Here is a 19145-nt window from a genome sequence, read left to right on the forward strand (position 1 = left end):
GGTCTCGCGCAAGAGCGTCCAGCTGTCGTGGATGCCCTGCTCACGCAAGCGCTGGCGGATCAACTGCACGAACTGATACGCAAGCACGGTGATGAACAAGTGCCCTTCGGCACGTGCTGCCGTCTTGTGGAAGATCGGACGCAGCCCGAGCTCCGATTTCAAGGAGCGAAACACGGCCTCCAGGTCGGTGAGCATCATGTAGGTCCGCCACAGTTGCTCAGCGTCCCAGGTCAGTTCGTTGCTGCGCAGACAATAGACCCCAGGATGGGTCTCCATGGTGCCGTCGATGGGTCGGCGCTGCCAGCGGATGGCCTGTGCCTTCTCGCCGCTGGCATCGGGAATGATCTCAATGTGGTAGTGCTGACCAGCCCCATGGCTTTTTTCCTTCAGGCGCCCGATGCGCTCCCAGAGCTTGTCGATCTTTTTTGTCGTGCGCGGACGACTGAGCCCGTCGGCCATGGCCTGGAGCGCGGCTTCGAAGCGCTCGGCGAAGCGCTGGCTGATGCCTTGTTCTTTCCCTGCACGGCGTTCGGAATAACAGTACAGGCGGACCTCCTCGGCCTCGGCATCCTCGACGCGCTGCACGCACACGCGCTCGCCACTGGCGGTCTTCAGCTCACTGGCGTCGCTGGGGTCGAACTGGCGATGACGCTCACGGCTGACCACGAGATACCGATACCCCTGCTCGCGCAGCCAAAGCAGATTCTCCTCGGTGGCGATCCCCCGATCCATGACCACCAGCGCATCCTTGGGGGCGCGCAAGCGCTGGAGCATGCTCGCTAAGGTCGTGCCTTCGACCACGTTGCCGTCAAAGACCTCGGAGCGACGGACAAACCCACTGCCATCGAGCACCAGGCCCAGGGTCAGCAGGGGGCAATCGCTGCGCTTCTCCTTGGAGTGGCCGTGCTGGGCCTTGGGGTTGGCGGCCGCTTCGCCTTCAAAATAGGTGTTGGTCAGATCGTAGAGGGTGACCGACCAGTCGAGCCCGAACAGGCCCGTCAGGTGTGTAAACAGCCCCCTTTCCAATGTCTCGCGGTGGCGCATCAGCACATCGGCGGCGCGATACAGCTGCATCAGACTCATGGCCTCGAAGTCGACATCGAGCAACTCGCCCAGCCCACTGCGTTGACACAGCCAACGCTGGGTGGCCAGTTCTGAGCCTGGCGCGGCCATACGTCCCAGAATGACGCCCAGCACCGAGGCGCGTTGCGGCCCCGTGAGCCCCAGGGTTTCAAGCTGCTCGATGAAGTCGACCTGCGCCATCGCCCAGAGCCCGACCGCCTCGACCCCGACCGTGCGCGCTCGGCTCAGCTTGAGCGAGTCGAGCACGATGCTGTGCACCTCCACGGGTGCCGTGCTCCCGGATGCCGTGGCCGCAGGCGCGGCACCTTGACGGGCCAGCAGCAGTGCGGCGAGACGCTGCGCTTCGCGTTCGATCAGCAGCCCACCCCGGCCACCGAGCAAGTCCTCCTGACCACTGAGGATCTCCTCGAGGCGCACGCAGAGCGTCGGCCAGTGCGCTTGCGCCACCGGGAAATGTCGCCCCAGGTTGAGCAGGGTCACCTGGCGCACCTTCCCGCCTAAGCGCTCAGAGCGCACCAGCCGGTGCGTGAAGTAACGCTCGCCGGTGGGGTGTTGCGCGTCTGGGTGCGGCGGATGTACATACCCGAAACGCTAGCCCCTACACCACTATAAGGCAATAGACCCCATTGAATGTTATGGCACTACTTTGCGAAATCAGACTCGCTGGTATAATAAAATCAGAGCCTTAGGCTGAAAAACTGCCCAGAATCAATGGGGCCATGTTAAAGATGGGCTAGGTTTTCTGTTCCGTTGCGCCCCTAACCCCTAGACCCAACACTCGTGACATCAGCCGCCATTTGAAACTCTCGCTCGTCTGCCCTCGGCCACTTACGGTCACTGGCCTCTCGGACGAGAGCGTCTGGTTAATCCAACAGACTGGACATTGAATTCCCTAGCCCCCCGGATGCGCACCTGCTCAGTGAGCGCGGCGATGGCTTCCGCCGTCAGTGCCCGGCCGTCGGGACGAGCGCCCGAGGCCATCCGTGCCTCGACGAAGACCGGATGATTCAGCGCCCCGGCGCCGAGGCCATGCCGTCGGAGAGTGCGAGGAAAAGGTCGGACAGGCAGGCGGTGGTGACGACGGACTTCTGCCCTGCAAGCACGCGGGACCAAGCGCTTGGCTGGATCATGCGCGGTGCATGGCTCGCGCCCGCGAGCGCCGCCATGGCGCGGGTGAAGCCCGGATTCTCCGCCGCCCGCGCGGTCCGGGCGTCGAGACGGAAGACGGTGAGGCCTTCCTTGATGGTCTCGGTAACGTCTAGGGTGTCTAGGGTGTCCAGCGTCTCTGGGTCCACGGCGGTGGGGTCGGCGGACAGGATCACGAAGTCGGCGAGCTTGCCCGGCTCCAGAGACCCCTTGGTCGCTTCCTCGAAGTGCTGGTAGGCGGGCCAGATGGTCATGGCCTTGAGCGCCGTGATCACGTCCACCCGGTGCTGCGGCCCGACCACCACACCCGAGCCCCGCGCGCGGCGGGTGACGGTGGCATCCAGCACGCGCATGGAGTCCGGAAAGGCCACCGGCGCGTCGTGGTGGCTGGTGAAGATCATGTCGCGCTCCAGCACCCAGCCCGTGGGCGAGATGTTCTGGCCCTTCTCCGGACCGACGGTGTGCTCCAAGTGCCAGTCGCCCCAGTAGAAGGTATGCATCGGGAACAGCGACGGGATGACGCCGAGCGCCTTGAAGTCGTCGAGCTGGTCGGCCCGTACGAACTGGCCGTGAATCAGCGCCGGGCGCAGCGCGCCGGCCTCCGGATGCCTGGCCGCAGCGGCGCGCTGAGCGGCGATGAGCAGGTCCATCGCGCGCTCGCCGTTGGCGTGGGTGATGAGCTGGATCTCGTTTTCCGCGGCCCAGAGCGCGGCATCGAAGACCTGCTCCGCAGTGGCCGCCGCATAGCCGGAGTAGCCGGGCGGATAGTCGCCGACGACCTTGTAGTAAGGCTGGTCGCGCCAGGCGGTGAACCCCTGTGGGCTGCCGTCGATGGTGAGCTTGGCGCCGCCGATGCGAAGCCGTTGGTCGTACCTGGGGCTGACGCCGGCCTTGATGAAGTCGCGGTCGATGAGGACGTCCGGGTAGGTCACGACATCGATGGCGAAGCCGCCCTCGTCCGCCACCTCCCGCATGATGCGCACGGTGTCCGGCGAGGACCGGCCCTCCTGCGCCGTGGTGTAGCCGAAGCGCGCCCAGAGCTCGCTGCCCGCACGCGCGAAGGCCTTGAAGCCGTCGGCGCCGATGGCAGGCAGAATCTTGAACAGCGCGCTGAACATGGCCAGCTCCTCCAGCACGCCGTTCGGCTCGCCGCTGCCCGCGCGGCGGCGGATGACGCCGCCCTCCGGGTCCTTGCTGGCCGCGGAGATGCCGGCGATCTCCAGCGCCTTGCTGTTCAGCGCCGCGAGATGGCCGGACTGGTGGATGATCAGGATCGGATAGTCACTGGAGACGGCATCCAGGTCGTCGCGGGTGGGATGGCGCAGCTCCTTGAGCTGGGCGTTGTCGTAGCCGAAGCCGATGATCAGCTTTGCGCTGTCCACCGCCGCCTGGTTGGCCGCCACCCAGTCGCGCAACACCTGCTGGAGCGAGGCGATGTCCGTCACCTCCCCATCCGGCGGTGCCAACAGATTGGCGGAGAGCGCCTGAAGCCCGCCCATCATCACGTGGCCGTGGGCATCGACGAAGCCCGGCAGCAGCGCCCTCCCGTCCAGGTCGATGAGCTGCGTGTCCGATCCGCGCAGCTGCATCACCTCGTCGCGGCTGCCGACGGCAATGATCCGGCCGTCCTGCTCGGCGATGGCCTCGGCACGCATGGCCGCATCGTTCATGGTCAAGATGGGGCCGCCGCTCCAGATGCGGTCGGCGGTTTGGGCAACAGCGCAGGCGCTGGCGAGCAGCAGAACGGCTGCCGTGGTGAATCGGATCATCGGCGTCTCCAAGGGGCGGCGAGAGGTGGCAGCAAGCGGCGCAGGGGCGAGCTTAGGCGCGGGTCGGCGTCGCGTCGAACTCGTCGGGAACCCAGCCATCGCGGCTTACAGTTAGCCGATTCAACTGCCTCTGTGAGCCGAAGGCGGCGTCGGGACGAGAGGCTAGCGAGGGCCAGAGGGCCGGTCAAGGCTCAACCGAGAGCGGCGCAGACATCTCGGACGTGCCGGAACCCGCGTTGGCGGGGTCTGGAAGGAGATTGTAGGCGCCGCGGGCAGGCGCGAGATCAGGGGCGGCGGCACGCTCTGTGGCAGAAAATGGCGGTTAACAGGAGACGCGCTGATCAAACTCGACGTCGGGCTCGGGCTGGCCGAGGAGGTCGCAGTCGAGCATCGGCCAGAGATCATCGTCCCAGGCGGGCGGTCCGCGCGTGGGGCAATCGGCGGCGTCACTGATAGAAATCACGATTCTCGCAATGTCCGCTCTGGTTTTCAGTGCCGCTGTCGTTGCTCCAAGAGCCGATTTCTCCCTCGGGTCGAAAGCTGTCCTTGAGAATCGCTCTAAGCGGTGCCGGAGCACGAGCTCGATCGTCGATGGCAAGGTCGGCGACATCGAGAAATTCGTCACGAACGCCCCACGGAAACAAACAACGAAGCTCAAACGGCTAAACGCCGTATGCGGTGGGATGGCCTTTGCACACCTGCCACACTGCGTCGGGTCTATGGCTATCCGGGATATGCGCTGTCGCTTCGCTCTCCATCGCGCGAAGCGCTTGTGTATGACGACCACGGCCGATAACCCCTCCGCCGTTTGTTCCGCTCGATGCTCCGCAGTGCCTCGATCGCGTCGTCTTCGGTGTCGAAGGGATCGCGGCGCACCCTGCCAGGGCTGCCGATGCGGCCCCATTCCCGAACAAGATCGCAACCGCCGAACAGGGTCGGAGCGAGGTGCAAGCTGTAGAACCGCACCATGCGCTTGTCCGGGTCGTGGCGTTCGAGATAGACGATGGCGCTCGGCTCGGTGTCAGGCTCCATGACGTCCCTCCTCCACCGTCGCGCTGGCTTTTAGGTACTGATAGAGCGTCTCTCGACTGATCCCGAACTCGCGGGCGATCACCGCCTTCTTCTCGCCTGCGGCCACCCGCTCCTTCAGGTCCTGGACCTTCTCGGCGGTGAGCACTGGCTTGCGGCCTTTGTATTTCCCTTTCTTGCGTGCGATGGCAATGCCCTCGCGCTGACGCTCGCGGATCAGCGCGCGCTCGAACTCACCAAAAGCACCCATGACCGAGAGCAAGAGCTTTGCCATCGGCGAGTCCTCGCCGGTGAAGGTCAATCCTTCCTTCATGAACTCGATCCGGATGCCCCGGCCGGTGAGTTCGCTGACGAGTCGGCGAAGATCGTCCAGGTTACGGGCCAGCCGGTCCATGCTGTGCACGACCAGGACATCACCGTCTCGGACGAAGGCGAGGAGTTGTTCGAGGGCCGGCCGGCGGGTGTCCTTCCCCGAGGCCTTGTCGGTGAAGACGCGATCGAGCTGAACTCCCTCGAGCTGTCGCTCGGGGTTCTGGTCGAAGCTGCTAACCCGGATGTAGCCGACGCGTTGACCCTGCATGGCCCTCTTCCTGCCGAAACTGTCAGGAAAAGGTTTATAACCCTGCCGGTCATCTGTCAAGGAATACCCGTAACCGCTCTATCCTGACGGTTTTACACGCTGTTCGATGGTGTCAGGATAGGCTCTACCCTAGTGATACAAACCGCCGCGACCGCTGCAAACAGCCGAGCTTGAGCCCTTACCTAGGTTTTCTGCTTCGTTGCGCCCAAAAGCCCTTGACCAGTACTTGGTGATCACGCGCTGAACCTAGAGACTCAGTCGGTGATCAAGCGCTCCAGTGCGTGGGCATCGAGCGGCCGCAGTCCGATCAAGGCACCAATCGCGTTGCCGAACTCGCGATCGCCCGACATCAGCAGGAGCGCCGAGAGTGAGGTGACGAAGGCTTGGGCACGCGTAGCCGCGGTCGGCTCGCCCTGGGCCTCGGCGAGCGCCTTGCGGATAAGCTGCAGATCGATCACTTCGAGCGTCTCAACCGGCCCGTCCGGCGCCGCCTGATCCGCCGTGTCTTGTGTCTTTATCATGCCCTCGCCTCCTGAAGCCTAAGGTCGCCTAATGGCTCGGCCGCATCTTTCCGGCGTGGTTCGGTTGCGGTGCGGCGTTTAGTGATCTCGGTCTGCAACGCTTCCCCAAAGCTCGCCTTGACCTCCAACCAATCGCGTGGCCTGATCGTGATCGGCGCCGGCGCCGGAAAATCCTTGAACCAGGGGCCATAGGAGGATCCGAGCACCTGCTCGCGCTCTGCCGCCAGCACCGCCAGATCGGCCTGTTTGACGGCGGCTGGCTCGGGATAGGCCAGCCCGAAGACCTCGGCGACCACAGCGCTGATGCGCACCTCGACGGCCTTATACTCGGGCATCACCTGTTTGAGCGGACTGACCATATCGCCGATATAGGCCTCGGCGGCATCGTGCAGTAGGCCCTCGAGGCGCAGCTCAGGCGGCAGCAGCTCAGCAACGTGCAACGAATGCTGGGCGACGCTGTAGGGAAACAGGGCGGCGCCGTTGAAGCGATTCATCAACGACAGCGAATGGACGATGTCGTCCAAGCGGACCATCACCGGCTGCGGATCACGCAGGTCGAAGGCGATGCCGGAGTAAGTGTGGATGTGGACAGGATGGATGCCGGTCATGGTCCGCTAGAAAAGGAGTCTTTTGTGCTTGCCGGTGCCGACCTCGCGCAAGCCTGGAACCGCGCGAAGGAAGCGTGCCCGGTCTGCCTTGCGGGTCAGGCCAAGCTGGTAAAGGACTTGTCCAACGTCGCTGCTGAGATAGCCACCGCCAGGTTGTGGTATGCACTGTGCGCGCAGTTGAGCAAGCCGTGTCTTGGTCTTTGGGTCCTGCGGTTGCTGATGCGTCGCGGTGGTGCCCTGGACGTCCGTGTTCGGTGCATCGATCGCGGCCTTGACGGATGGCAGAGGGTCGGCGGCTGCCCTGGGCTTGCTGCTGTCTACGCTGCGATTGACCGCCGGTAACAGCAGGGTCGGGAGTCGGGTGCGCGCCGCTGCAGCCTCGGTCTGCGCATAGGCGACCCAGACCCGACAACCGCGCAAACGGACCGCTTCGGCGGCCGCGATCAACAAGTCATCGCGCGAGAGGACGACGATCAGATCCGCTCGCTGCCGATGCTGTTCCATGGCCGCGCCGAGCTCCAGGATCAGGACCAGATCGGCCGCCTCAGGGGTTCTCGGGACTTCCAAGGTCAGCACCTGCTCTTCGGGCACCCGCGTGGACAGTGCGGCTTGCCAGCGCGGGATGGATTGTCCATGGTCATTACCGGCCAGGACAACGCGCGAGATCTCAAGTCTCCAGTCATCACAGACGCTGGCGAGCAGATCGTCGACGATCGCCGGCGATTGATTATCGGCGTCGATGTAGAGCGCGACAGCACAGGGCGCCTGGAGCGGTGTGCGCGTTTCCGCGACGCTGGCGTCTGCATCGGCTGTCAAGGGGCTGGATTCGATCATCCGTCCTACTACTTGCTGCGCGGCGAGGGTTTCACAGTGCGCATCGCCAGGCGGTCGATCCGCGAGGCTCATCTGGCGGCGCTGGCTGAAGACGATAGGCGTCATCATACGCGGTGACCAAAGACGACTTGCCCAGATGGCTTCTGCAGATCGTGCGAATGCGGTTCATCGTATGTCGTCTCTCTCGAATCAGCAGGGGCGACGAATCGTCGCTGCTTCGCGTACCGCTCAGCCCGGTGTCGTACAGCGCCCTCATTCTCCCGCCGGCACCACCTCATCGAGCCAACCGGAGACGCTCTCGACCAACACCTCATCCTGACCCTCGAAGAAGTGATCAGCCTCTGCCGTCTGCACCTGCCGGTAACCGCTGTTGGAAGCCGCCGCCTCGGCGCGGCCCGGGGCACCGGAGACGACGGCCTCGAGGTCATGCTGGCCAAAGAGATCCAGGATCGGCACCGGGATACGCCCGATCAGCGCTTCGTTATCGACACCGGCATGGGTGCCGCCACTGGACAAACCGATGGCGACGAAGGCCTCAGCGGCCTGCGGATGCTGCGCCAGATACTGATTGCTCATGGTCGCACCCAAGCTGTGGGCGATCAGGACGACCTGGCCTGCGCCCTGTGCGCGGAGATACGCGATCGCCGCCTCGAGGCGCGGCGCGACCTCGTCCATGAGCGCGGCATAGTCGGCGCCGGTGGCGTCGTTCGCCAGCACCGGCATCTGCACTGACAGCGTGCTCCAGCCCCGCTCGGGCAGACCGACACGCAGCGGGTAGACCACCTGAGGCCAGTTGGGATGTACCCCGATGCCATGCACGATCACCGCTGCGCGACCGGTGTCCGGCTCGGCTTCGGTGTAGAGACCAAGCATGGTCTGACCATCGGCATCCAGATCGATGGCATCACCGTCCATCAGGCTATCGACGATCTGCTCACGCCAGCGTTGCTCTTTGGCGAGGTCGGAGCTGACGGCGGGCGCTGGCTGCGCCTGCGCGGCAGCGGTCGGCAAGATCAGGCAGGCAAGGATCAGTGCAGCAAGGGTTTTCATGGCGAGGGCTCCGGAGTGCTATTGGCCCTAGCTTGCCCGACTGCGCAGATCGGCGTCGAGTGCGTTGCACTGATCCATCGCGGTTGCGGTCTGCCGCCTGCCACTATGGCAGCCCTCGCCGCACATCTTCCCAAACCTGATCGGCCGCCTGCTGGCCGATCTCTCCGGCATCGAGCCCCCCGGTCCGCGCCGCACTGCGCTCAGCGGCATTGGCGCGAGCCCCAGTGCTCAGCTCCGAACCCGTCCCAGTCAGCGCCTCCAGATCAATGTGCTCCGGCAGCGGAAACTGCCCGGCTTGGGTCAAGAGCGCAATCCACTCCGACAGATCGATCCGCGACCAATCCAACCGCTCCAGCTCCTGCAGCGAGAGTCCACGGCAGTTCGGATGCTCCGGCTCCCCCCAGCTCCGCCCCAACTGCGGATAGGCCTGCTCATTGATGATCCGCGCCAAGGGGGTGTTGAAGCAGCAGAAGGCCTTCTGCTTCTCGATGCAGATCCCCAGGATATCGCTGTCGCAATAGCTGCCGACGTAATGGCAGGCCCGCAGCTCGCGCTGCACCCCCAACTCGAACTCATCTTCCTCACAGGTCCAGATGATGCGGATCAGGATCATCACCACGCTGTAGATCAGATACGCCGTCATCGCCCAGGCCAGGGTGGTGCCGATCAACCCTCCAAGCTGGATGTTGCCCGCCTGCACCGTGCCATTGACCACCGCCGATCCACCGCCCTCGACAGCGAAGAGCGCGTTGGCCGCCGCGTCGCCAAACACCTGCGCGGTCCAATCGACGGTCTGGCGCAACAGCGCCTGCTTAGCCGCATCGAGAGAGAGCCTGGCACCGGCTTCGCTGGTCGCGGCCGCAGTATTGCCGACCAGGTTGTTCGCCGCCGAGGTGATGGTCTCGGTCACCGCATCCCAGGTGTCGACCAGCGGATCACGCAGCAGCTCCCAGCCGCCGCGCAGGGTGCTCCCGGACTCGCTGGCCATGATTGCCGAGTCGATCTTGGTCATCGCTACGATCAGCTGGATGTAGTCGATCAGCGACACACCGGCCGGGGTCTCGCAGCAGTCGACGATGCCACCGACCGCCTGCTTACACTCGGCCGCCTGGCCTTGGAAGATCTGGCACTGGCCGGGGCTCGTACAGTTACTGTCGCTGAGCACATACTGCGCGGCTTGCAGGGCTGCAGCAGCCTCACCGAAGTCATCCGACTGCTCGAAGGTCAGGTCCAGACAGTCATTCCCTACACAACGCACCGGGCCGGCGCAGTCCATGGCGGTCTCGCGGGTGATGTCCGGGATCTCGGCGGTGGTGCCGCAGTCATAGCGGGATTCGGTGGCATAGCAGACCCCGTAGCGATCGCGGGCACCCTCGATGCAGGTCGAGCCCAGGTAACCGCAGTTCGGATCGGCCTCGAGTGGCCCGCAGTCGTTGTCGATATCGCCGGGGTTATAGGGGCAGTGTGTTTGGCCCTGCGGATCGGTCCAGCACTGCATGTCGCCACTGCTGAACCCGGCACAGTCGGAGCTGATCGCCAGCTCGCGGCAGAATGGATTGAGCCAGGGCACTGGCGAAGGCCCAAAGTTGCCCGGGCAGATCAGCACGCCGATCGTTTCATAGCAGCCGTTTTGGTTGAGCGGCGGTGCGCCGGAGCAGACCGCCTCGCCGTCACAGAAGGCACTGTCACGGATGGTCTCGGCCAGATGGACGCAGGCCTCGGGCGCCTCCCAGCCGTGGTCGTGTAACGGCAACGGCGTGAACTGGATGTGGATCGAGACGCGGTAGGGTGCCTGGGCGACATACCAGTGCCCAGCATTGGTCTCGAAGCGGTAGTCGTTGGCGACAGTAAAAGAGCCGCCGTTGCGAAGCGCTGCGGTCGCCTCGTGCCCACTCAGGGCGGTGCGCTGGATCGGATCGAAGTTGCCCGTGCTGCTGTCGGCCTGGCTGTAGCCCGGAAAACTGATCGACCAGGATTGGAAGAGCGCATCGATCTTGCAGTCCCAATCACAGCCGGTATCGAACTCGGTGGCCTGTGGTGCCACGCTGACCGCAATCCGCTGGATGCGTCCCGGGTCGTTGACCGTGAAACCGAAGGTCTGTGCCGGTCGATAGGCGCAATCGGGACAGGACGGCTGATGCGCAGCGCCTGGAAAATCGTAGACGACCTCGATGCAGCCATAGGCGCAGTTGGTCTGCACCGCCCCACCGCTGACCGCGACGATGTGATCGGCCGGTGGCAGGTCATAAGCATGCGTGAGGGTGCATTCCCCGCCCTGCTGCACCTGCTGGCAGGTCTCGATCTCGGGCAGATGCACCGGGCGGGTGCCGGTCTGGAATTGCGTGTCGATCGCGCAATCGCCAAAGCCATTGGCCAGGTCGGCCATCTCATCGATGACTTGGTCGGTCTGCGACCAGACCGGATCGGCGCGCAGATCGCTCACCGAGACCCCGACGTTGGTGTAGAGGCTTTGGAAGGCCTCGGCTTGCGCGCCCTCTTCGCCGAGCAGCGTTGACTGCGCGGCGCGGCCACGGGCGGTCAAGCCCTCGGGCTGGCCGTAAAGGGCCGAGAAGTCCGCTGCGCTGCCGGTCGAGGCGCCGGGGAAGAGATCCTCTGTACTGACGGACTGGGTCTCGCCGTTGACCTGGAACCGGAGTTGATCGCCCTCCAGGGTCGGCAGCGAAAATCCAGTGGTTTGACCCTGACCGAAGGCCTGTCCGGCCCGCCCCAGATCGGCCAGCTCATCACCCCAGACCAGTGCCCAAGGCGTCCAGGCGACACAGAGGCAGAGCAGTCCGACGAGGACTCGATGCCCAATCGATGCCCCGGCAGACGGCCGGCAATCAGTCCCCGACGCTTGATGCGGCGAGGTCGCGTCGGCAAGCAACCGATTCAGCATCCCGTCAATACCCGGCTCAGAACGTCGCACAGCAATCCTGCCAACGCCAAAGCACATAGAGGTGATCCTCACCGGGACCGGGATAGGTGCGATGGATGCCCCAGCGGAACGGGCTTTCGCCGATCACATGCGCGCTGTTGGCCTCCGGCAGCGGATAGAACATCGAGAGCTTGTATTGGCTCTTCGGCAGGAAGGGCGCGAGCGGTGCCTCACACAAGGCGCCATCGCCCATGGTCTGCCGGGCCAGACCGCGCCGATGCAGCGCCGCCATGACCCGCGTGGCCGACAGCGAGGTCGCACGCACCCGTGAGCCCAGCGTCGGCTGCGCGCCGGCGAAGGGATAGATCAGCCCCCAGGTACCAGCACACCAGAACAGCTCATCGATTGGGTTACCCGCGCTGGCGGCAACGCCATCGGCCAAACAGGCCGCCTGCGCCGCAGGAGACGCGAGCCAAGTCGCCTCGGGATGGGCGAAGAACCCCAGCTCGGCGTTGTTCCAGGTCGGATCGAGCTCGGTGAAGTGCAGCAGGTCCAGCTCGCTGAAGCCATCCGGGTTGCAGCGATCATCGAAGAACAGGTCCAGCATCACCAGCAGCGGGAAGGCGTAGACATGGACGTTGTAGAAGGCCGCCTCGCTGTCGTCCAATTCGCCCTGCCCACCGCTGCCGAGCAGGCGCACATCGCCAAACGGCAGGCGGATGCCGCCCAGGGCCGGCGTGCAGGTCGGATTGCGCACCAGTTCGATGATCCGGGCCGGCTCCCAAAGGCCGAGGGTGAAACCAGGACGGGGGACGCCGAGTCCATCGCGACAGACACAGACCGAGGCATCGCTAGCCCCCTCAGGCACCCGACCCCCGCCGATCGGCATCCCGGCGATGCGCACGGGGAACAGGCAGGACCAGCAGATGTCGGTGATCAGCTTGCCGCTGAGCAGCTCGGCATCCGGGCAGGCGGCATCGGCAGCTTGGGTGGATGACGTCTGCGCGAGGGTGATCAGCAGGATGCACAGGGTGCTGAGGCTGCCGAGCTTGCAAACAGTGAGGCCACTGAGGGCTCTGAATGCGTTGAACCCTCGACAGCCAGTTGGGTAGAGAGCGCGCGTCATGGGATCGTCTCCGACTGCATTGCATCACTCTCGTGGCCATCGGCAGGCTCCAGACCGACGGGCATCGGGGTTGGTCCGCGCATCGCCGTCTCCGTGACGCGAAACCGCAGTCCCTCGGCCTCGACCACGGCGGGTACCCGCTGCAGGGCGAAGCGCTGACGCAGCGTCGATGTGAGCAGGAACACCTGTCGGTCGAGCTGGGTCATCACCTGCTCGAGTCCGCTCCAGCCGCGTTCGCGCGGCAGATCAGTGAGCAGAAACAGGCTGGCCTTCGCTGAGCGCTCATCGGCACGCGCCTGCGCGAAGGCCACTTGGCGTCGATCGGTGGCGTCGAAGACCACCAGGCGCTGGGTGAACGGCAGCTGCGCGAGTGGATTGACGGTGTCTCCGGCAGCGACCAGCAACGTACCGTCCGGCAGTTGGATATCCGCCGCAGCGGTGAGGGTTGGATCGATCCAGCGCGTGCGATCTTCGTTGGCTGTTGGCAAGCGCTCTAGGTGCAGACGACCGAAGGCCCGCTCGAGGGCACGCGCCTTCATCGCAGTCAGGTCGAGTTCGGCCAGGCGGCGCTCGAGCTCGACGAGCAGATCGGGCTCGCGGATCTCGGTGACTGGGCCACGCGTGCCGAGGTCGCCCTGGCGACCGGCGTCTAGGGCCTGCTCGAGCCAGCCGGTGCTCATCAGACCAGCGACCCGAGCACGCTCGCGCCAGGCGGTGCCCTCCCGCTCCAACAAGATCAGCGTCGGTACCGCCGTGATCCCGTAGGTCCGAAAGGGCGTTGGATCGAGCAGCACGTTCGGGGGCGGCTCGAGTCCCTCAAGCAGTTCGCGCAGGCTGGCGGCGAAGGCGATCAACGACTCACCATCGTCGACGCCGCGGAACAGGATGCGCAGCTCAGGCCGGCCACTGGCCAGGGAGAACAGCTCGCGCAAAGCGGCCTCGCCGAGGGAGCGGGAGGCGAACAGCAAGTAGGTTCTGGAGGGCGCGTTCTTCGTCGGCTGGAAGGGATCGGAATCAGCGGGCTCAGGAACACTGGAGGATCGGCCATCCAGTGCACAGTCGCTCGCCAGGGTCTCGCAGATCGATGCCGTCAGGTCCTCAGACCCGAGGTGTTGACGCGCATCTTCCAGCAGACCATCCACGACGGCAGGGTCTTTAAAGCTCGACTCCGTGCCGGTCTGATCAGGAGCCTGCAGCCACGCCGGCAACGGCTGACCTTCAATGCTCCGGGCAATCGCCTCGGCCTGCGCCCGGATCGGTGCCAGTGCCTGATCGATGCCTTGCTCCGTCTGATCGCTCTTCTGTTCGGAAGCGACAACGACTGGGGTCAGCGCGAAGCTAGCCAGCACCAAGAGTTGGCAAGCGCTGGCGGACCGCCAAGCGGTCGAGACCGCTGTTGCATGTGCACCGCAACAACAGGGTCGGCAGAACCGAGCAAGACCCAAGGCATCAAAACACCGCATACGCCCGCCCCTGCACCTGCTCGATCGGTAACGTTCCCCAATAGCGGCCATCGAAGCTGTCGCGCGTGTCCCCCATCACCCAGAGATGACCGGGCGGTACCTCGAATTCCGCGCGATCGAAGGTGGTCACCGGCTGCTGCAACGTCGTCGCCAAGGCGGGGTCGCTATTCGGCCGCACAACCCCGTTGATCGTGGTCCCGGCAGCATCGACCGCCACTCGATCACCGGCCACGCCCACCACGCGCTTGATCACCGTCTGCCCGACTGTGAAATACGGCACCATCGCCTCCGTCGCGGCAAAGGCCACCAACTGCCCAGGCTGCGGCTGCCGATCCCAGGTATCGATCAGATACCAGCGATACGGCGGCAGACAGAGCGCCTCCTGATCATCGAGACCCAGGCGAAAGCGCCCACAGAGCAGACTGCCGATCACCAGGATCAGCGTCAGCACCACCAGGGCCTGCAGCAGGAACCGATCCCAGGGCTGACGGTGACGCGGTAGGTTCCGAGGCCTGCTCATCGGCCCGTGCCCTCGCCTAGCGGCAGATACAGCTCCGCCGGTGCGGCCAGCACCGCCTGCCCATCGAGGACCAGAAAACCACCGTCCGCCAAGCGCTCGGCCATCGCGCGAATCTGGCGCGCGTCGTGACCGGCCATCAGCGCATCGGCGACGGAGAGAATGATCAGCGGCGGTTGTGACTGAACATCGGCGTCTGTTCCTATCAAACCTTCTGCCAACTGACTGGCACCGATTCCCCCGATTGCGCCGGCCAGCAGCGCGCCGATCAACACCGCCGCACTCAGTCGCATCGGCGGCGTCGATCGTTCCTGCTTGACAGCCTCAACGTCCATGGCGCCGCTCCTCGATCAAGGCGTTGATCGCCTCGACCGTGCTGAATCCCTTTGCCCGCAAGGCCTCCAATGCCGCCACATCCTTCGGCGCCGTGCTATAGAGCAACCGACGAAACGGATCGACCACCAGACGCCCAATGCCGCCACCGAGGCTGGTCAGGCAACAGATCTCGGAATAGGCGCCCGGCACCGTATGCACGGTCTTGAGCAGCTCCACCGCCCCGGCCGGCAACGGCAGCCGCTGCTCGGCCGCCAGCTGATCGATCGCCTGCGAGGGCTGTGCAAGCAGAAAGCTGTTGGCGCTGTTCTCGGCGATTGCGCGTCCGACCGGATGGGTGTAGAGATCCGCCAGCGACTGGGTGATGGTCACCGCCGCCCCACCATACTTGCGAAAGCGCCGATAGCCGGACTCGATGAACTTGCCGACATCACCGTTGGTGAGCAGGTCCCAGGCCTCGTCGATCACCACCAGCTTTTGCTGTGCGCGCTCACCGAGGTACATCGCCTGCTGGATCTGGTAGATCAGCAGCAACAGCACCACCTGCTGCAGATGCCGGCGACTCTTCAGCTCCTCGAGCTCGAGCACGACCAAGGGCGCGGTGAAACCAATCCGGTTGCGGCCGTTGAAGAAACGCCCGTACTCCCCGGCCGAGGTGAAGGAGAACAGCTGCCGGCCGACATCCTGTAAGCGTGCATCGCTTTCGGCCAACAATGCCTCAGCGATCGCATCCACGCTCATCTGTTTGCCGAGCCGATCCCAGACCGTCTTCAGGATGCGCTTCAGCCCTGCAGTACGGTAATCGCCCAAAGGTTCGGTCGGAGCGGCCATCGCGGTGATCAACGCCGTGACCACATCGGCCTCTTCTTCCCAGCGCTGCACCAGCTCGAACGGGTTCAGACAGAGGTCTGCGGTCTCGGTGAAGGCGATGAACTGCCCGCCGAGCGCAGTGCAGAGCTTCTCGTAGCTACGCCCGACATCGATGATCCAGCAGCGCGCGCCCGTGCTGAGTGACGCGGCCACCAGCTCATTGGTGAAGAAGCTCTTGCCGGCCCCAGAGCTGGCGGCGATCACGGCGTTGTAGTTGCTCTGCGAATCGAACAGCGACAGGTCCATCAGCTGGCCGTTACGCGACAGGAGTTGCATGACCGGCGTGCCGGTGCCCTTCCAGTCGCCGAACACCGGCAGCAGGGCCACCGCATGTCGTGCCGCCAGGGTCCGATAGCGCATCATGTCGCGGATCGCCTTGCGCTCGGCGCCGAATGGCAGGCTGTTGAGAAACAGCGGCAGCGCGAAGTAGCGATCTGGCATCAGCTGGAAGCCCAGCTCGCGCCAGTAGGTGATGGCATTGGAGCGCACTGCTTGTGCCTCATCCTTGGGACTGAACAGCACCAGGCTCAGATGCGCCTGCAGCGGACGGTCACCCTGCTCCAAGGCGGTGAACAGCACATCGAAGCCGTGCTTGCGACTGATCAGCTCAGGGAGGAACTTGGCCAGCGGTCCATAGGCCGTATTGGTGGCCCATTGGCGCTGGGCTTTCAGGCGCGAGCGCAACCCTTCCTGATCCGGCACATGTAGGGTCATGGTCAGCAGGGCGTTGTGACCGATACCGCGGGTTCCAGAGAGCGGATCACCCAGATAGCGCGCGGCCACCCCAAAGCCGACACGGTCGGGATAACGTTTGCAGGAGAGCACCTGCACCCGGGTCTCCCCGAGCGTCAGCCCCTCGGCGTCGACTTCCAAGGCATGGGTCGGATCGAGCAGCTGCTCGCGGATTAGCCGGTGGGGATCGCACTCGGGGATCAGCCTGGCCCGCCAACCGGCCTCCTCGCCCCAGTTGAGCAAGGTGCCGAGCAGGCGAACAAAGTCATCGGAGGATAAAGGACGCGGCTGCAGCCCTGCCGTGGCCAGAACCTGCTCGCTGGCCTCGCGGCGCTCGATCGCGGCGGCGCGCTCAGCAGTTTCCGGCAGCCCTGAAGCCAACGGCAGCTTGACGCTGATGAAGAGCACCAGATCGCGCACCCGCAAAGCGGTACCCGGAACCAGCGGCTGCTCGACACCCTGGCGCAGGAAGTCCACACGCTGGCGGGTCGCCTCACGCAACACCGGCGTCGGGCTGTCCAGGCGCAGGCCGAGCATACGGGCCAAGGCGGCATCGATGTCCGGGCTCGCCCAGAGGCCGACCTGGATCAGGGTGCCGGCGGGCCAGTCCTGGTTGAGCAGGACCAGCAGGCGCTCAGCGGTACTCTCCTCGAGGCCGGATAAGGGTGTGCAAAGGAAACCGAAGCCAAGGCTTTCATCATCATGCAGGAAGAGCTTAGCCTCGGCATCGTAGGCCAGCGGGCTGAGCAGCGTACTCAGGCGCTCGCCCTGGTAGTGACGGGCGGGATGGGTCATGGCGGTGGCATCCCTGGTGTTGACTGCGCGACCGTTACCGGCGCAGGTTCGCCCATCCGGCACAGCTGGATCAGCGGCGGATCATCGCGCACCAACCAAGCGCGACCGCGACGCAGCAGCGCCCGGGCTCTGGCCGGATGGCAGGGTGAGAGCAGATGGCCGACGGGATCGAGCACGCTGACGCGTTCGGGCTCATGGGATCGGGACGCACGCCGGCGCCGCACGCGATCGGTTCGCATGGTCTTGGCTCCTGGTGAAGGAAGGGCACAGAGAAAGCGGAGAACGATGGACGGTGTCCCGTCCGGCCTCGGTCAGGGCGACCGGTCAGTCAGCAGCGGCGATGAGGGGCAGGCGCAAATGGGCTCAGGTGATCAACCCTGAGATCAGGTGATCGGCAGCGTCGCCGAGACCACCGCGTCGATGATGTCCGGGGCCATGAACAGGCCAAGACCGGCGGCGATGCCGATCGCGAACGAGAGGATCGACTGGCGTGCGACACCGGCGATCAGCCCGACGATGATGAAGGCGATGGCGATGATCCGGCCCAATAGACCGGTCATCCAGCTGATCAGCATGTCGTAGGTGGCCTGGAACTCGGTGCCGCCGGTGCCGGCGAGGGCCGACTCCGGGGCGAGTGTGAGGGCGGCGGCGCCGACGCCGATCAAGGTGGCGGCGAAGAGCCAGTGGTGGGTTGGGTGTGCGTGGGATGACATGACGGACTCGGCGGTAGTGGAAGCTGCGGAACACGGACTTAGACTCGGACAAGGATGGGATGCCATAGCGGCGGTCTCCGGGGTTGGCTGGAGCGGCCTCGATGGCCGCGGTGTGGGTTGTCGATGGATGCTGTGAAAGGGCGTTAAACCACTGATGGGCGCAGCGCGTTCGACCTTGGGTCTTGAACCCCGCATCACCTGGCGGTTGCGATCAGCACCTGGACCGCGGGATGGCTGCGTCGTGTGTCGATCGGTGTCCATCGGCGTCATCGGCGTCATCGGCGATTGTTCGGCCGGTCGGGTTGGCTGCGCTCGGCAATCTGCAGCGGTTGCAGCACTCCGGCGGCCGGCAAGACGGCGCCGTCGAGCTGCCAGCGACGCGGCAGCACTTCGATGTAGAGGTGATTGGCGCCGTGCAGCGTGCCGTCGGCGTCTTCCCAAGGGGCGACCCAGACCCGCATGACTGAGGCTGGGGCGCGGATGGGTGCCGGTGCTCCAAGCGTCGACTCGGATGGCGCTGATGTGGGTGATTCACCTGGGTCAGCAGCGCTCTGAGCGACGGAGGCCTGACCACTCGACTCACTTGCAGAGGCCGCTGATCGCGATCGCGATGACACCATCGACTGCGGTGCCTGAAGCGCGGTGAGCGTATCGGGCGTGGTCGAGGGCAGCGTCTTTGGCAGCGATCCGCTACAACCGCTTAGCAACAGGATCAGGGCGCTGCCAGACAGCACAGCGAACGAAGACAATGTTGATCTCATCGCAGATCCCCTTTCCGCGTCAGCACCTCGGCCGGCGGTGGCCCTTGACCCTCGGTGCGTTGGTAGACCTCGGTCACCGACAGACAGAGCGGCCGGCTCGGCAGCCCCTCGCAGGCGAAGTGCGGACGTCCCAGAGGACTGGCACAGCTGCTGGTCATGGTGATGGCGATGGTGAGCACAGGCAGGAGGATCAGCCTGGTCCGGCGTTGCAGAACCTTTGCGTTCATCCCGCATCGCCCTCCCCCAGCCAAGCAGCCAGATTCTCGGGGACGCCCTGGTGCAACCGGCCATCCGGAGCGATCAGCAGCGGCACCTGCTCAACACCGAGCAGGCGCGC

18 protein-coding genes and 1 pseudogene are annotated in these 19145 nt (G+C 65.0%); all 19 read right to left on the minus strand.

Translation table 11 applies throughout. The annotated features are described in order from the left end of the window. Window positions 1-1664, minus strand: a pseudogene (locus CKO42_RS23660) (IS1634 family transposase); the annotation flags it as partial. Window positions 1665-2090: 426 nt separating this feature from the next. Continuing rightward, complete coding sequence (locus tag CKO42_RS23665) at window positions 2091-3998, minus strand: amidohydrolase (protein ID WP_200250213.1); 1908 nt, start codon at window positions 3996-3998, stop codon at window positions 2091-2093. A gap of 322 nt (window positions 3999-4320) precedes the next feature. Continuing rightward, a complete protein-coding gene (locus tag CKO42_RS23670) occupies window positions 4321-4461 on the minus strand; it encodes a hypothetical protein (RefSeq protein ID WP_200250216.1) in 141 nt (46 codons plus the stop codon). Window positions 4462-4721: 260 nt separating this feature from the next. Next, entirely contained in the window at window positions 4722-5030 is a 309-nt protein-coding gene (locus CKO42_RS23675) for a WGR domain-containing protein (RefSeq protein WP_200250219.1), read from the minus strand. After that, entirely contained in the window at window positions 5020-5607 is a 588-nt protein-coding gene (locus tag CKO42_RS23680; RefSeq protein ID WP_200250222.1) for a recombinase family protein, read from the minus strand. Before CKO42_RS23680 ends, CKO42_RS23675 begins: the two co-directional genes overlap by 11 nt. Before the next feature lie 254 nt (window positions 5608-5861). After that, a complete protein-coding gene (locus CKO42_RS23685) occupies window positions 5862-6128 on the minus strand; it encodes a hypothetical protein (RefSeq protein ID WP_200250231.1) in 267 nt (88 codons plus the stop codon). After that, window positions 6125-6736, minus strand: coding sequence for a hypothetical protein (locus CKO42_RS23690; RefSeq protein WP_200250234.1), 612 nt, complete (start codon window positions 6734-6736; stop codon window positions 6125-6127). Before CKO42_RS23690 ends, CKO42_RS23685 begins: the two co-directional genes overlap by 4 nt. 6 nt (window positions 6737-6742) lie before the next feature. Beyond that, the gene (locus tag CKO42_RS23695) at window positions 6743-7675 is read right to left on the minus strand and encodes an NYN domain-containing protein (protein ID WP_200250237.1); all 933 of its coding nucleotides are present in this window, start codon (window positions 7673-7675) and stop codon (window positions 6743-6745) included. Between the two features lie 147 nt (window positions 7676-7822). Beyond that, on the minus strand, window positions 7823-8620 hold the full coding sequence (locus tag CKO42_RS23700; RefSeq protein ID WP_200250239.1) for a DUF3530 family protein: 798 nt from the start codon (window positions 8618-8620) through the stop codon (window positions 7823-7825). 103 nt (window positions 8621-8723) lie between these two features. Further along, window positions 8724-11519, minus strand: a complete 2796-nt coding sequence (gene traN, locus CKO42_RS23705) for a conjugal transfer protein TraN (protein ID WP_200250242.1) — start codon at window positions 11517-11519, stop codon at window positions 8724-8726. 16 nt (window positions 11520-11535) lie between these two features. Then, the gene (locus tag CKO42_RS23710) at window positions 11536-12624 is read right to left on the minus strand and encodes a TraU family protein (RefSeq protein WP_200250244.1); all 1089 of its coding nucleotides are present in this window, start codon (window positions 12622-12624) and stop codon (window positions 11536-11538) included. Further along, window positions 12621-13973: a TrbC family F-type conjugative pilus assembly protein gene (locus tag CKO42_RS23715; protein WP_200250247.1), complete on the minus strand. Its 1353-nt coding sequence runs from the start codon at window positions 13971-13973 to the stop codon at window positions 12621-12623. Before CKO42_RS23715 ends, CKO42_RS23710 begins: the two co-directional genes overlap by 4 nt. Window positions 13974-14073: 100 nt before the next feature. Further along, window positions 14074-14607: a signal peptidase I gene (lepB, locus tag CKO42_RS23720; protein WP_200250249.1), complete on the minus strand. Its 534-nt coding sequence runs from the start codon at window positions 14605-14607 to the stop codon at window positions 14074-14076. Further along, complete coding sequence (locus CKO42_RS23725; protein ID WP_242479650.1) at window positions 14604-14939, minus strand: hypothetical protein; 336 nt, start codon at window positions 14937-14939, stop codon at window positions 14604-14606. The genes lepB and CKO42_RS23725 overlap by 4 nt, the downstream gene beginning before the upstream one ends. Beyond that, on the minus strand, window positions 14929-17334 hold the full coding sequence (gene traC / locus CKO42_RS23730; RefSeq protein ID WP_200250261.1) for a type IV secretion system protein TraC: 2406 nt from the start codon (window positions 17332-17334) through the stop codon (window positions 14929-14931). The genes CKO42_RS23725 and traC overlap by 11 nt, the downstream gene beginning before the upstream one ends. Next, window positions 17331-17573: an RRXRR domain-containing protein gene (locus tag CKO42_RS23735; RefSeq protein ID WP_200250264.1), complete on the minus strand. Its 243-nt coding sequence runs from the start codon at window positions 17571-17573 to the stop codon at window positions 17331-17333. The genes traC and CKO42_RS23735 overlap by 4 nt, the downstream gene beginning before the upstream one ends. Before the next feature lie 144 nt (window positions 17574-17717). Beyond that, entirely contained in the window at window positions 17718-18047 is a 330-nt protein-coding gene (gene traA / locus CKO42_RS23740) for a TraA family conjugative transfer protein (RefSeq protein WP_242479651.1), read from the minus strand. 275 nt (window positions 18048-18322) lie between these two features. Next, entirely contained in the window at window positions 18323-18796 is a 474-nt protein-coding gene (locus tag CKO42_RS23745) for a TraV family lipoprotein (protein WP_200250270.1), read from the minus strand. 8 nt (window positions 18797-18804) lie between these two features. Continuing rightward, entirely contained in the window at window positions 18805-19035 is a 231-nt protein-coding gene (locus tag CKO42_RS23750; RefSeq protein ID WP_200250272.1) for a hypothetical protein, read from the minus strand. Window positions 19036-19145: the final 110 nt, after the last annotated feature.

Origin of the sequence: Lamprobacter modestohalophilus, from assembly GCF_016583905.1 — a bacterium.
GTDB classification, from domain to species: Bacteria; Pseudomonadota; Gammaproteobacteria; order Chromatiales; family Chromatiaceae; genus Lamprobacter; species Lamprobacter modestohalophilus.

What these genes read in the sequence shown, in the direction of transcription:
- CKO42_RS23665 (WP_200250213.1), bottom strand. Translation starts at nt 3,998, where the DNA reads ATGATCCGATTCACCACGGCAGCCGTTCTGCTGCTCGCCAGCGCCTGC.
- CKO42_RS23675 (WP_200250219.1), bottom strand. Translation starts at nt 5,030, where the DNA reads ATGGAGCCTGACACCGAGCCGAGCGCCATCGTCTATCTCGAACGCCAC.
- CKO42_RS23680 (WP_200250222.1), bottom strand. Translation starts at nt 5,607, where the DNA reads ATGCAGGGTCAACGCGTCGGCTACATCCGGGTTAGCAGCTTCGACCAG.
- CKO42_RS23685 (WP_200250231.1), bottom strand. Translation starts at nt 6,128, where the DNA reads ATGATAAAGACACAAGACACGGCGGATCAGGCGGCGCCGGACGGGCCG.
- CKO42_RS23690 (WP_200250234.1), bottom strand. Translation starts at nt 6,736, where the DNA reads ATGACCGGCATCCATCCTGTCCACATCCACACTTACTCCGGCATCGCC.
- CKO42_RS23695 (WP_200250237.1), bottom strand. Translation starts at nt 7,675, where the DNA reads ATGACGCCTATCGTCTTCAGCCAGCGCCGCCAGATGAGCCTCGCGGAT.
- CKO42_RS23700 (WP_200250239.1), bottom strand. Translation starts at nt 8,620, where the DNA reads ATGAAAACCCTTGCTGCACTGATCCTTGCCTGCCTGATCTTGCCGACC.
- traN (WP_200250242.1), bottom strand. Translation starts at nt 11,519, where the DNA reads ATGCTGAATCGGTTGCTTGCCGACGCGACCTCGCCGCATCAAGCGTCG.
- CKO42_RS23710 (WP_200250244.1), bottom strand. Translation starts at nt 12,624, where the DNA reads ATGACGCGCGCTCTCTACCCAACTGGCTGTCGAGGGTTCAACGCATTC.
- lepB (WP_200250249.1), bottom strand. Translation starts at nt 14,607, where the DNA reads ATGAGCAGGCCTCGGAACCTACCGCGTCACCGTCAGCCCTGGGATCGG.
- CKO42_RS23725 (WP_242479650.1), bottom strand. Translation starts at nt 14,939, where the DNA reads ATGGACGTTGAGGCTGTCAAGCAGGAACGATCGACGCCGCCGATGCGA.
- traC (WP_200250261.1), bottom strand. Translation starts at nt 17,334, where the DNA reads ATGACCCATCCCGCCCGTCACTACCAGGGCGAGCGCCTGAGTACGCTG.
- CKO42_RS23735 (WP_200250264.1), bottom strand. Translation starts at nt 17,573, where the DNA reads ATGCGAACCGATCGCGTGCGGCGCCGGCGTGCGTCCCGATCCCATGAG.
- traA (WP_242479651.1), bottom strand. Translation starts at nt 18,047, where the DNA reads ATGTCATCCCACGCACACCCAACCCACCACTGGCTCTTCGCCGCCACC.
- CKO42_RS23750 (WP_200250272.1), bottom strand. Translation starts at nt 19,035, where the DNA reads ATGAACGCAAAGGTTCTGCAACGCCGGACCAGGCTGATCCTCCTGCCT.